11 protein-coding genes are annotated in these 12,273 nt (G+C 62.0%); 9 read left to right on the top strand and 2 right to left on the bottom strand.

Translation table 11 applies throughout. The annotated features are described in order from the left end of the window. The first annotated feature begins 2 nt into the window (after nucleotides 1-2). Complete coding sequence (locus ACVW0Y_RS12325; protein ID WP_457438622.1) at nucleotides 3-905, top strand: DMT family transporter; 903 nt, start codon at nucleotides 3-5, stop codon at nucleotides 903-905. A 56-nt stretch (nucleotides 906-961) separates the two neighbouring features. Here ACVW0Y_RS12325 and ACVW0Y_RS12320 read toward each other — a convergent pair whose 3' ends face one another. Both ACVW0Y_RS12320 and ACVW0Y_RS12315 read right to left on the bottom strand, forming a co-directional pair. Further along, a complete protein-coding gene (locus tag ACVW0Y_RS12320) occupies nucleotides 962-1,432 on the bottom strand; it encodes a hypothetical protein (protein ID WP_457438621.1) in 471 nt (156 codons plus the stop codon). 168 nt (nucleotides 1,433-1,600) lie between these two features. Further along, the gene (locus ACVW0Y_RS12315) at nucleotides 1,601-2,668 is read right to left on the bottom strand and encodes an NAD(P)H-dependent flavin oxidoreductase (RefSeq protein ID WP_457438620.1); all 1,068 of its coding nucleotides are present in this window, start codon (nucleotides 2,666-2,668) and stop codon (nucleotides 1,601-1,603) included. Nucleotides 2,669-2,840: 172 nt separating this feature from the next. On the opposite strand from ACVW0Y_RS12315, the gene ACVW0Y_RS12310 reads away from it, so the two are divergent. From ACVW0Y_RS12310 to ACVW0Y_RS12275, 8 genes are all read left to right on the top strand, one after another. Beyond that, nucleotides 2,841-5,198 (top strand): DNA polymerase II, encoded by a 2,358-nt coding sequence (locus tag ACVW0Y_RS12310; protein WP_457438619.1) that lies wholly within the window; start codon nucleotides 2,841-2,843, stop codon nucleotides 5,196-5,198. Nucleotides 5,199-5,483: 285 nt separating this feature from the next. After that, nucleotides 5,484-6,137 (top strand): hydrolase, encoded by a 654-nt coding sequence (locus ACVW0Y_RS12305; protein WP_457438618.1) that lies wholly within the window; start codon nucleotides 5,484-5,486, stop codon nucleotides 6,135-6,137. A 183-nt stretch (nucleotides 6,138-6,320) separates the two neighbouring features. Next, nucleotides 6,321-6,599, top strand: coding sequence for a hypothetical protein (locus tag ACVW0Y_RS12300; RefSeq protein WP_457438617.1), 279 nt, complete (start codon nucleotides 6,321-6,323; stop codon nucleotides 6,597-6,599). Between the two features lie 102 nt (nucleotides 6,600-6,701). After that, a complete protein-coding gene (locus ACVW0Y_RS12295) occupies nucleotides 6,702-7,610 on the top strand; it encodes a LysR family transcriptional regulator (RefSeq protein ID WP_457438616.1) in 909 nt (302 codons plus the stop codon). Further along, entirely contained in the window at nucleotides 7,607-8,527 is a 921-nt protein-coding gene (locus ACVW0Y_RS12290) for an ABC transporter ATP-binding protein (RefSeq protein ID WP_457438615.1), read from the top strand. The genes ACVW0Y_RS12295 and ACVW0Y_RS12290 overlap by 4 nt, the downstream gene beginning before the upstream one ends. After that, on the top strand, nucleotides 8,524-9,285 hold the full coding sequence (locus tag ACVW0Y_RS12285) for an ABC transporter permease (RefSeq protein WP_457438614.1): 762 nt from the start codon (nucleotides 8,524-8,526) through the stop codon (nucleotides 9,283-9,285). Before ACVW0Y_RS12290 ends, ACVW0Y_RS12285 begins: the two co-directional genes overlap by 4 nt. Before the next feature lie 201 nt (nucleotides 9,286-9,486). Next, nucleotides 9,487-10,389: a LysR family transcriptional regulator gene (locus tag ACVW0Y_RS12280; RefSeq protein WP_457438613.1), complete on the top strand. Its 903-nt coding sequence runs from the start codon at nucleotides 9,487-9,489 to the stop codon at nucleotides 10,387-10,389. A 21-nt stretch (nucleotides 10,390-10,410) separates the two neighbouring features. Then, nucleotides 10,411-11,832 carry a mechanosensitive ion channel domain-containing protein gene (locus ACVW0Y_RS12275; RefSeq protein ID WP_457438612.1) on the top strand — a complete coding sequence of 474 codons (1,422 nt, stop codon included), beginning with the start codon at nucleotides 10,411-10,413 and terminating at the stop codon, nucleotides 11,830-11,832. Nucleotides 11,833-12,273: the final 441 nt, after the last annotated feature.

Here is a 12,273-nt window from a genome sequence, read left to right as displayed (position 1 = left end):
AGATGACTGAAGCGAGCAAGGAACCCTCCTGGCATCACCTGTTCCCCCTGATCACGGTGCTGATCTGGAGCGGTAATACCTTGGTCACCAAGCTGGCGGCAGGGCGCATCACGCCGCCCTCCATCACCTTCTACCGCTGGGCGCTGGCGTTTGTCCTGTTGTCGGTGTTTATGCTGCCCAGCGTCTGGCGCGCGCGGCAGCAGGTGAGGGCGCTGTTCCCCAAGCTGTTCACCCTCGGACTGCTGGGCATGATGATTTATCAGGGCCTGGCCTACTTTGCCGCGACCACCACCAGTGCCACCAATATGGGCATTCTGATTGCTCTGTCGCCCTTGCTGTCCTCGCTGTTTTCCACCCTGCTTACCCATGACCGTCTGACCCAGGGCGCGCTGGCCGGCGGCGTGGTGTCGTTCGCTGGGGTGCTGTGGCTGATCAGCGGCGGCCAACCGCAAACCTTGCTGGATTTCCAGCTCAAACCCGGTGATGCGCTGATGTTGCTCGCCGTCAGCGCCAACGCCCTGTACGGCGTGCTGCTGCGCCGCTGGAATTTCGACCTGAGCCGCTGGGTGCAGCTCTATGTGCAGATCGGCTGTGCGCTGCTGTTTCTCACCCCGTGGTTTTTCCTCAGCGGCCCATCAGCGCTGACCGCCGACAACCTGCCGCTGGTGTTGTACGCCGGTACCCTGGCCTCGATTGGCGCGCCCTGGCTATGGATCAAAGGCATCCAGAGCCTGGGGCCGGCGCGGGCCAGCCTGTATCTGAACCTGATGCCGGTGATGGTGGCCGTGGCGGCAATGTGCCTGTTAGGCGAGACGCTCGGGCTGCACCACCTGGTGGGTGGTGGCTTGGCGCTGGTGGGAGTGTGGTTGGGGCAATCGCTGCGTAAGCCGTTGCGGCCTGAGTAGATCCAGAGCATCGCGAGTAAAGCAAAGCGCGCCGCCTGGAAGCGGTGAATTTCGGCTCACACGTAAATGCTGATTCCCGCCTTGCTCTGCAGCCAGTCGCGGTAGGTTTCCAGCGAGTCGGTCTGCTGGTCGCCATTGAAGCCGGCCACCGACACCGAATCACTCAATCCCTTGTCGAGCAGTTTCTGCACCTGGGGCAGCAGGCTGGCGGCATCGTCGCGGCTCATGCTCGCCACGTCGGGCAACTGAATGGCGCTGCTGGCGCTGAAGTTCGCGGTGGCCGACTGGCTGGCGCTGGTCTGCTCGGTGCCGGCCAGGGCGCTGAACAGGCCGCCGCGCGATTGCGCAACGATGGCCGCAGCATATTTGCGCAGCTCGCCAATCGGGTCCTGGGTTTCTTCCGCGCTGCTGTCAGTTGCCGTGCCGGTGCTGGTGCCGGTAGTGGCTTTGCTGCTGTCGCTGGAATCGGACTTGGACAGGGAGCTGATATAGCTCAGCAGCGAGAGGTTGCTCGATACGCTGGTCATGGGGCATTGCCATTGGCTGAGTGGTGCAGCACCGATTGCACATCACGGGCCAACTTCGCAGAGCGCTCTGCAACGGGCTTTTCAGCCCGTTTCGAAGTGCCCTGGGCGGCACCTGCTTGCCAGGTGCGGCAAGCGTTTGCCGCTTGCCTTGTGCATCTGCCGAGGCGCTCAGCGGGTGCTGATCACCGCCAGGTATTCCTCATGCAAGCTCTTCAGCAGCTGTGCGGCTGGCAGGCTGCGGGCCTTGCCGGCGTTGGTGCCGGCCCAGTGCGCGGCGAACTCGGCGCTACCGGCCTGGCTGGCTGCTTCGATAAGTTTCTTGCCCGCGTTGTAGGCGATACCAAACCCGGGAACCTGCGGATGCCCCTGGGCACCGACCTCGAGCATAAAACGATTGAGAATGCCGCGCGCCGGACGCCCGGAGATCACCCGGGTGATCTGTGTCTGCCTGGCCCGCTCGCTGCCCAGCATCGCCCGGTAACTGGCATTGGCCGCCGACTCCGGGCACAGCACAAAGGCGGTGCCCAGTTGCGCGGCCACGGCACCGAGGTCGAGCATGGCGGCGATATCGGTGCCGTCCATGATGCCGCCGGCGGCAATCACCGGAATCTGCAGTTCGCGCACCAGTTCCTGGACCAGCTCGGCGGTGGTCAGGCAGCCATCGATCTGCTCGGGATCGAAGATGCCGCGATGGCCGCCGGCCTCGATGCCCTGAGCCACTACCATATCAACGCCGGCGGCTTGCACCAGACGGCCTTCGTCCAGCGAGGTGGCCGATGCCACCAGCACAATGCCGGCGGCTTTCAGCGCGTCGATTCGGTCCTGCGGGGGCAGGCCCAGGTGCAGGCTGACCATGGCCGGGCGTTCTTCCAGCAACACCTGCAGCTGCGCTTCGTCGTCATACAGGCTGGTGTAGATATCCTGAATGGCGGCTGGCGGCTGTGCGCCGAACTCGGCAAACCAGGGGGCCAGGTGCTGCAACCAGCGCTGCTCGACCGCGGCGTCCGGCTGTGCCGGCACATTGCAGAACACATTGATGTTGAATGGCTTGTCGGTGGCAGCGCGCAGCTGGCGAATCATCTCGCGCCCGGCTTCGGCACTGACTGCGGCGATGGAGATCGAGCCGAGCCCGCCGGCATTGCTCACGGCGGCGGCCATGGCCGGCGTCGCGGTACCGGCCATGGGCGCCTGGATGATGGGAAGAGGAATGCCCAGCAGGGCGTTGAGGTCGTTCATCCGGTAGTCCCTCGAAATGGCAGTCGCAAAGCTGCGGGCCGCTCAAGAGCCTGGCCCGCAGGCTGGCGAGTATATCGCCGCTGTCAGGCGAACCACGTACCGCTTGGTTAATCGAAGCTGTGATCTGTATATCGATACAGTAGAATCGCCCCACGCAGTTATAGGCACTTCCATGGCAGAGCAACCACCACAGCGCGGCTTTCTCCTTTCCCGGCACTGGCGCGACACCCCGGCCGGCACCCAGGTGAGTTTCTGGCTGGCCACCGAGCAGGGCCCGCGGCTGGTGCGTTTGCCGGTGCAGACCTCGGTGGCCTTTGTGCCGGCCGAGCAGCGTTTGCGGGTAGAAGGCATGTTGGCCAAGGAGAAAGATGTCGAGCTGCGTGAGCTCGAGCTGCAGGACTTTCATCACCGCCCGGTACTCGGCCTGTACACCCGCCAGCATCGGCAGCTGATGAATATCGACAAGCTGCTGCGCAGCGTCGGCGTCGATGTGTACGAAGCCGATGTGCGCCCGCCCGAGCGCTACCTGATGGAGCGCTTTATTACCGCCCCGGTGCTGTTCTCCGGTACGCCGGATGGGCAGGGCGGCTTCAATGACGCGCAGCTCAAGCCCGACCCCGATTACCGCCCGCAGCTCAAGTTATGTTCGCTGGATATCGAAACCACCCGCCATGGCGAGCTGTATTCGATAGCCGTGCAAGGCTGCGACCAGCGCCAGGTGTATATGCTCGGCCCAACCCATGGCGATGCCGGCGCGGTGGATTTCGATCTTGAATACTGCGACAGCCGCGCCCAGCTGCTGGAGCGCCTGAACAGCTGGCTGGCCACCCACGACCCCGACGCCATCATTGGCTGGAACCTGGTGCAGTTCGATCTGCGCGTGCTGCTGGAGCATTCGCAGAAATTGCAGGTGCCGCTGCGTTTGGGCCGTGACGGGGAGGCCATGGGCTGGCGCGAGCACGGCAGTCGCAATAACCACTTTTTCGCCGAGGCGGCCGGGCGGCTGATCATCGATGGCATCGAGGCGCTGCGCTCGGCCACCTGGAGTTTTCCCTCCTTCAGCCTGGAAAACGTCGCGCAGACCTTGCTTGGCGAGGGCAAGGATATTTCCACGCCCTACCAGCGCATGGACGAGATCGACCGCATGTTCGCCGAGGACAAGCCGGCCCTGGCGCGCTACAACCTCAAGGACTGCGAGCTGGTCACGCGGATCTTCGCCAAGACCGAGCTGCTCAGCTTTTTGCTCGAACGGGCCAGCGTCACCGGTTTGCCGGCCGACCGCAGCGGCGGCTCGGTGGCGGCCTTTACCCATTTGTATATGCCGTTGATGCACCGCCAGGGTTTTGTCGCGCCCAACCTCGGCGAGAAACCGCCGCAGGCCAGTCCCGGCGGCTTTGTGATGAACTCGCAACCGGGGCTGTATGAGTCGGTGCTGGTGCTGGACTACAAGAGCCTGTACCCGTCGATTATCCGCACCTTTCTGATCGACCCGGTGGGGCTGGTGGAAGGGCTGCGCGAGACGGATGAAAGCGCCAGCGTCGAAGGCTTTCTCGGCGCGCGTTTTTCCCGTCAGCGCCATTGCCTGCCCGCCATCGTTTCGCGGGTGGCCGAGGGCCGCGAGCAGGCCAAACGGGATAGCAACCAGCCGCTGTCGCAGGCGCTGAAAATCATCATGAACGCCTTTTATGGCGTACTGGGTTCCAGCGGTTGCCGGTTTTTCGACCCGCGTCTGGCCTCGTCCATCACCCTGCGTGGCCACCAGATCATGCACAAGACCCGCGAGCTGATCGAAGCCCAGGGGCACACCGTGATCTATGGCGATACCGACTCGACCTTCGTCTGGCTCGGCCGTGAGCACAGTGACGAGGCGGCGGGGGTGATTGGCCGTAGCCTGGTCAAGCGGGTCAACGACTGGTGGCGGGAGCAGCTGCAGGCCGAGTTCGGGCTTACCAGCGTGCTGGAGCTGCAATACGAAACCCACTTCCGGCGTTTTCTGATGCCGACCATCAGAGGCGCAGAGGAGGGCAGCAAGAAGCGCTACGCCGGGTTGATGGGCGAGCAGATGGTCTACAAGGGCCTGGAAACCGTGCGCACCGATTGGTCGCCGCTGGCCCAGCAGTTTCAGCAGGAGCTGTATTCGCGGATCTTCCGCCGCCAGCCCTATCAGGCCTACGTGCGTGACTATGTGGCGGCGACCCTGGCCGGTGCGCAGGACGACTTGCTGGTGTACCGCAAACGCCTGCGCCGGCCGCTTGCCGACTACGACCGCAATGTGCCGCCCCATGTGCGGGCGGCGCGTCTGGCCGACGAATACAACGCCGAACAGGGCCGCCCCCGGCAATACCAGCGCGGCGGCTGGATCAGTTACCTGATCACCCTGGCCGGCCCGCAGCCGCTGGAAGCCATCACCTCACCCATCGACTACGACCACTACCTGACCCGCCAGCTGCAGCCGGTGGCCGATGCGATTCTGCCCTTCGTTGATGACGACTTCGGCACGCTGGTTGGTGGTCAGCTGGATTTGTTTTAAGGCGCTCTGGCTTTTTGTGGGAGGGGCTTCAGCCGCGATGCCCTGGATTCTAAGAGCTCGCGGCTGAAGCCCCTCCCGCAGAGCGCACGCTGTCATCGGCCTTGTCACTTCCTGCGCACAAAACGTCAATCCAGCCCCTTTGCAATTCTGCAAAGTGGCCGTGCACCCCTGTCCGTTCCGCGCTTTTCAGCGGTGGGTGATCATGGCTCCACGGCTTGCAAACAAGCCAATGAGTTCAACCAAACCCGCTACTCACACCGTCAACACTGAAAAGGAAATCTACCCATGGCTATCGCAACTGCAGTTCCAGGCAAAACCCTGCTGAACCACGATGATCACACCCTGATCATGATCGACCACCAATCGCAGATGTCCTTCGCCACCAAGTCCATCGATGCGGTCACCCTGCGCAACAACGCCGCTCTGGTAGCCAAGGCCGCTCGTGAATTCAAGGTGTCGACCATCCTCACCACGGTTGCCGAGAAGAGCTTCTCCGGGCCGATCTTCGACGAAATCAAATCGGTATTTCCTGAGCACAATGTGATCGACCGTACCAGCATGAACACCTGGGAAGACGAGCGCATCGCGGTGGAAGTGAATAAGCACGGCAAGCAGAAAATCGTCCTCGCCGGGCTGTGGACTTCGGTGTGTATCGTTGGCCCGGCTCTGTCGGCCCTGGATCAGGGTTTCGAGGTGTACTTTATCGCCGACGCCTGTGGCGACGTTTCGGTGGAAGCCCATGAAATGGCGATCCAGCGCATGATCCAACTGGGTGCCCGTCCCATGACTTCGCTGCAATACCTGCTGGAACTGCAACGCGACTGGGCCCGCGGCGAAACCTACGACGAAACCGTGAAAACCTCGATTGCCCACGGCGGCGCTTATGGTCTAGGGCTGATCTACGCCAAGACCATGTTCAATGCTTCTGAAGGGCATTGATAGCTAGAAGCCTCCAAGACTCGTAGGAGCGGCTTCAGCCGCGATGCTCTTGACCTTAAAAGCATCGCGGCTGAAGCCGCTCCTACCGTTTTAGCGCGCAGCACGCTTGGTCGCTTTACCTGAACTTTTGCCCGCGCTGCGGCCTCCACCGCAGGAGAGCCACAGCGCCAAAAGGACAGGACCATGAAACTTCTATTGAGCATCACAGCAGCCGCCACCTTGCTTGCCGCCAGTTCGACCTGGGCCAGTTGCACGCCCGAAGAGGCCGAGCAGAAGGCCCAGCAATTGGCCGCCAAGGTGCATCAGCTCACCGAGCAGAATCCGCAGAAGGCCAAAGAGATCAACGACGAGATCGAGGATATGAACCTCAAGACCAAGTCGGCGGACAAGGCCAGTCATTGCGATATCTACGATAAGCGCATGAAAGAGTTGGAAACCGCCAAAGACAAAGCCGAGAACTGATCTCGGCCTTTGCATTTCTGCATGGCAGCTATGCAGGCGTGTCTATTCTCACGCACGCCTCGGCGGACCAGAATTGCTCCCACACCACAGGGAGCAACAAGCATGAATCGCATCGACCTTCGCCGCGTAGACCTCAATCTGCTGATCGTTTTCGAAATGATGATGATCGAGCGTAATGTCAGCCGCGCGGCGGAGCGTCTGTTTCTTGGTCAGCCGGCGGTCAGCGCCGCCCTGGGGCGCCTGCGTACTCTGTACAACGATCCGCTGTTCGTGCGCGTTGGCCGCAGCATGGAGCCCACCCCGCGGGCCATCGAACTGGAAAGCCTGTTGCGTCCAGCCCTGGACACCATCTCATCGGCCATCGGCCAGAGCGTCGACTTTGATCCCTGCACCAGCCGCGAAGTATTTCGCATCGGCTTGAGCGATGACGTCGAGCTCGGCCTGCTGCCGCAGCTGATGCGCGTGCTCAGCGTGGAAGCGCCCCATGTGACCCTGGTGGTGCGCCGTACCCACTACTTGTCGATCTGCAATCAACTGTCGGCGGGTGAGGTGTCCCTGGGTATCTGCTACGTCGGTGACTTACCTGCCAACGCCAAATGCAAAACCCTGCGCCGCAGTCGTTCGGTGATGGTGCGCGGCGATTCGGTCGAGACGCCCATCACCATGGATGAATACTGCGAACGTCCCCACGCCCTGGTGAGCTTTGCCGGTGATCTCAGCGGTTTTATCGACGAGGAGCTGGCCAAGCGCGGCCGTCGCCGGCAGGTGAAATTGGCTGTGCCGCAGTTCTATGGCCTGAGCCAACTGTTACCTGGAACCCAGATGGTTGCCACGGTGCCGGACTACGCCGCCGCTGCGTTGACTTCCAACGGTGGTTTGCGGGTTGATGAGCTGCCGTTCGAGGCACCGGTTTATGATCTGTCCATGGCCTGGGGTGCAACCCAGGATATGGACCCTGCCCAACGCTGGTTGCGCAGCAAAATTACTGAATGCCTGGGTGACTCTGCATGAGCAGCGCGATATCCCTTCGGGGACTGGAGAAAACCTACGCCAACGGCCATCAGGCCTTGCGCGGGATCGATCTGGAAATTCAACACGGCGAAATCTTTGCCTTGCTGGGCCCGAACGGTGCCGGCAAATCCACGCTGATCGGTGCCATCTGCGGCCTGGTCAAAGCCACCGCAGGCAGCATTCATATCGATGGCCTGGAGCTACCGCGGCAGTACCGCGAAGCCCGCGCCAAGGTGGGGCTGGTGCCGCAGGAAATGGTCAACGAAGGCTTTGAAAGCGTGCTGTCCAGCGTGCGCTTCAGCCGCGGTCTGTTTGGTAAACCGCCAGCGCCCAAGTTGCTGGAGCAGATTCTGCGCGACCTGTCGCTGTGGAATAAACGGGATGACGCGACCATGACCCTGTCCGGCGGGATGCGCCGACGGGTGATGATCGCCAAGGCCTTGGCCCACGAGCCGCAGGTGCTGTTTCTCGACGAGCCCACCGCCGGTGTCGATGTGGAATTGCGCCGCGATATGTGGGCCATGGTGCGCCGCTTGCGCGACCGCGGCGTGACCGTGGTGCTGACCACCCACTATCTGGAAGAAGCCGAAGAAATGGCGGACCGGGTGGGCGTGATCAGCGATGGCCGTCTGCTGCTGGTGGAGAACAAGTCCGATCTGATGGCTCGCCTGGGCCGCCGGCAACTGCGTCTGCAACTGCAGCAGCCGCTGCAGCAGCTGCCTGTCGATCTGGCCGGCTTTCCGGTGGAGCTGGCCGACCAGGGCCGCGAGCTGGTGCTGGATGTGGCCCGCGACAACCAGGGCATCGCCGACTTCCTGCGCCGTCTGGCCGCCAACGATATCGACTTCAAAGACCTGCACACCTCGGAAAGCTCCCTGGAGGACATCTTTGTCGAACTGCTGAGAAAACCCGCATGAACTTCTATTCCATCCACGCCATCTTCCGCTTCGAAATGGCCCGCTCGCTGCGCACCCTGATGCAGAGTCTGGCGGCTCCCGTGCTGGCCACCGCTTTGTATTTTGTCGTGTTCGGTTCGGCCATCGGTTCGCGCATGGCGGAGATCGGCAGCATTCCCTACGCCAGCTTTATCGTGCCGGGCCTGACCCTGTTGGCGGTGCTGACCCAAAGCGTGTCCAACGCGGCCTTTGGCATTTACATGCCGCGCTACTCCGGGGCCATTTACGAGATTCTCTCGGCCCCGCTGTCGCCCACTGAAATCGTGTTCGGTTACGTCGGCGCGGCGGTGACCAAGTCGATGGTGTTGGCGGCCGCCATTCTGCTGACCGCGCGGGTGTTCGTACCCTACGAAATCGCCCATCCGTTCTGGGCGTTTTTTATTCTGCTGCTGTGCGCCGTGTCGTTCAGCATGCTCGGCTTTATCGTCGGCCTGTGTGTGGACGGTTGGGACAAGCTGGAGGTGGTGCCGTCGCTGGTAATCACCCCACTGACTTTTCTCGGTGGCAGCTTCTACTCGCTGAACATGCTGCCGCCGACCTGGCAGACCATCAGCCTGTTCAACCCGGTGGTGTACCTGGTGGATGCCTTTCGCTGGGCGTTTTTCGATGTCACCGAGTTCAACCCGATGCTTGATGTCGCCTTTCTGCTCGGTTTTCTGCTGGTGTGCATCGTGATAGTCGGGCAGATCTTTCGCACCGGTTACCGCCTGCAGCACTAAACCAAAACGCAACTTCCCCCCGTAGGAGCGGCTTCAGCCGCGATGCTTTCAAGATCTAGAGCATCGCGGCTGAAGCCGCTCCTACGGAACCTTTCTTTGCCGCTGTGCGCAAAATTTATATCCCAGGTCAGCACGAGAATCCTATGCTTGTGCGCTAACCCGCCATGACGATGGCGGTTTGCGCGCGGATAAGGAGTGCCTGTGGATTTCGATTGGAATGACATTCCCCTGCTGCTGGCCCTGGCCCATGAAGGCAGCATGAGTGCCGCTGGCCGCACCCTGGGTATCGATCCCTCGACCATGAGCCGCCGCCTGGCCGCCGCCGAGGCCGCGTTGCAGCGCCGCTTGTTTATCCGTGATAACTCCGGCTACCACGCCACCGAGGCCGGGGTGGTGTTTCTCACCTACGCCGAGCGGGTGCTGGGCGATGTGAAAAGCATGCTGCTGGATACCTGCAGCGAGGCCGACGGTGTGGCCGGGCCGGTGCGCATCACCTCCATCGATTTCCTCTTCAGCCATTGGCTGGTCGACCATATGCCGGCGCTGATGGAGTGCCATCCGCAGCTGCAATTGCAATTGCTGGTAGCCAACCAGGCGCTGTCTTTCACCCGCCGCGAGGCCGATTTCGCCCTGCGCCTGGCGCGGCCGCAGGACGATGCGGCGCTGGTGATGCGCAAGGTCGGTGATCTGGGCTTTGCCGTGTATGGTGCCGAACGCTTTGCTGAAATTCCCCGTGACCTGTGGTGCGATCAACCCTGGCTGGCCTACGGCGAAGAGTTATCGGAAATGGCCGAGATGCGCTGGCTGCGCGATATCGCCCCGCTGGCCCATTACCCCCTGCGGGTCAGCAGTGTCAGTACCTTGGTGAGTGCTTGCGAGTCTGGCCTGGGCCTGGCCTTGCTGCCGTGCGTATTGGGCGACCGCATCGGTTTGCGCCGCCTCAGTGATGATGTGGAAGTACACCGTGAGGTATGGTTGCTCAGCCACCGCGATGCCGGGCGCATCGGCCGCTTCCAGGCGGTGGGCAACTGGTTGAAAGAGGTGTTTGAAAAAGACGCGGTGCGTCTGCGTGGCGAATGCCGCCAGACCCCGCCGCCGCTGTAGTCGCCAGCCATTGGAAAACCCATGCTCGAATTGATCAACAGTCACCTGCTGCTTATCGCCGCCGCCTTGTTGCTGGTGGATATCGCCGCCTGGCGCTTGCTGCCGGTGGATGCCAAAGGTTGGCGGGTGCTGCTGCGGGTGGTGTTTTTCCTCAGCTTCAGCCTGGTGATAGTCGAGGCCGGGCTCAGCCCGCTGTTGCCACCGCCCTGGCCCTCACCGGCGTTGAATATGCTCGGCAGCGTATTGGGCATTGCCTGGTGGCTGCTGCTGGCGCGCACCGCCACCGTGGTGATGGGCGTGGTGCTGATGCCGCGCAGCGGCCACACCGGCCGGCTGCTGCAGGACGTGCTGGGCGCGCTGATTTTTCTGTTGGCGGTGGTGGCCGCGGCAGCCTATGTCATGCAGTTGCCGGTCAAGGGTTTGCTGGCCACCTCCGGGGTGGTCGCCATCGTTGTCGGTCTGGCGTTGCAAAGCACCTTGAGCGATGTGTTTTCCGGCATTGTGCTGAACACCACCAAGCCCTATCGACTGGATGACTGGATCAGTATCGACGGAGTCGAGGGCCAGGTGATCGAGATCGACTGGCGCGCCACCTACCTGAAAACCGCCCAGGGCAGCACGGTAGTGATCCCCAACTCGGTGGCGGCCAAGGCCAAGGTCATCAACCTTAACCGGGCAGCCAATGTGCAGGGCGTGTCCATCAGCATCAGTGTGCCGGCGGCAGTGCGTCCGCGGGTGGTAATCGAGGCGCTGGAAAAAACCCTGCAAGGGGTCAGCGCGCTATTGCCCAAGCCGCCGGGCCGGGTCTCGGTAAAAGGCTCCGATCTGGAAGCCGTGGAGTACGAAGCCAGCGGCTTTATCGCCACCGGGCAGAACAGCGCCGAGGCCCGCAACCTGATGTTCGACCTCGCGCATCGCCTGCTCGAAGCCGCGGGTGTACAGCGCAGTGGCGAAGCACCGCGCAGCCGGATGCGCAGCGTGTTGGATGACGTGAAGATATTCCGTTCGCTGAGCAGCGAACAGAAGGACGAACTCAGCCAGAACATGCAGGCCCAGCGCTATGTCGCAGGGCAGGTGGTGCTGGAGTTCGACGAGGTTGCCGAACACCTGATGGTGATTGGCACGGGGGTGGTCTCGGCGTCCGTGCATAACGCGCAAGGCGACTTTGTCGAAGCCGGACGCATGGGGCCTGGCGAAATCCTCGGCGAAGAAGGCATCGCCCATGGCGTAGCGTCCCACGGACGTTTCACCACCTTGAGCTCGGCAGTGATTTACCACATCGACAAAGCGCATATTCAGCACTGCTTGCAAGAAAGCACAGAGGTCTCCAGCGCCCTGAACAAACTTCACACCTTCCGCATGAGCGCCACCGATTCGCTGCTACTGCAAAAACCAGTGGAAGTGAAGAAGGGTAAGTTCTTGAGTTGGTTGCAGCGCTCCTGAATCTGTTTCGCTGCGCACCCGCTTTAAAGACGGTCCAAAACTGGGACCGAGACATACAAGCCGAACAAAAAGCCCTGCCGAGTGCGGGGCTTTTTGTTGACTGAGATCTTTGTTTTCCACTGTCGTCCCAGCGCAGGCTGGGACCCAGAATTCGGCGGCAGGCTCGGTATTGAGGCCCGGTTCGAAAGACTGGGTCCCAGCCTGCGCTGGGACGACGGCGTGGGGGCGTTAACGTTTGAATGTCTTGCGGGCGACGATGCCAGCGAGGGCGTTGCGCAACCAAAAGCCCTGCCGACTGAGGGTTTTTTATTGACTGAAATCTGCGTTTTCCCACCGTCGTCCCAGCCTGCGCTGGGACGACGGGGTGGGGGCATTAACGCTTGAATGTCTTGCGGGCGACGATGCCTACGAGGGCGTTGCGCACAAAAAAGCCGCCAGCGC

It is taken from the genome of Pseudomonas sp. TE3786 (assembly GCF_054057335.1).
This window is presented reverse-complemented; position numbering and strand designations above follow the sequence as displayed.

Excerpts from the sequence above, each read along its gene's own strand:
- ACVW0Y_RS12325 (WP_457438622.1), top strand. The coding sequence starts at position 3 with ATGACTGAAGCGAGCAAGGAACCCTCCTGGCATCACCTGTTCCCCCTG.
- ACVW0Y_RS12320 (WP_457438621.1), bottom strand. The coding sequence starts at position 1,432 with ATGACCAGCGTATCGAGCAACCTCTCGCTGCTGAGCTATATCAGCTCC.
- ACVW0Y_RS12315 (WP_457438620.1), bottom strand. The coding sequence starts at position 2,668 with ATGAACGACCTCAACGCCCTGCTGGGCATTCCTCTTCCCATCATCCAG.
- ACVW0Y_RS12310 (WP_457438619.1), top strand. The coding sequence starts at position 2,841 with ATGGCAGAGCAACCACCACAGCGCGGCTTTCTCCTTTCCCGGCACTGG.
- ACVW0Y_RS12305 (WP_457438618.1), top strand. The coding sequence starts at position 5,484 with ATGGCTATCGCAACTGCAGTTCCAGGCAAAACCCTGCTGAACCACGAT.
- ACVW0Y_RS12300 (WP_457438617.1), top strand. The coding sequence starts at position 6,321 with ATGAAACTTCTATTGAGCATCACAGCAGCCGCCACCTTGCTTGCCGCC.
- ACVW0Y_RS12295 (WP_457438616.1), top strand. The coding sequence starts at position 6,702 with ATGAATCGCATCGACCTTCGCCGCGTAGACCTCAATCTGCTGATCGTT.
- ACVW0Y_RS12290 (WP_457438615.1), top strand. The coding sequence starts at position 7,607 with ATGAGCAGCGCGATATCCCTTCGGGGACTGGAGAAAACCTACGCCAAC.
- ACVW0Y_RS12285 (WP_457438614.1), top strand. The coding sequence starts at position 8,524 with ATGAACTTCTATTCCATCCACGCCATCTTCCGCTTCGAAATGGCCCGC.
- ACVW0Y_RS12275 (WP_457438612.1), top strand. The coding sequence starts at position 10,411 with ATGCTCGAATTGATCAACAGTCACCTGCTGCTTATCGCCGCCGCCTTG.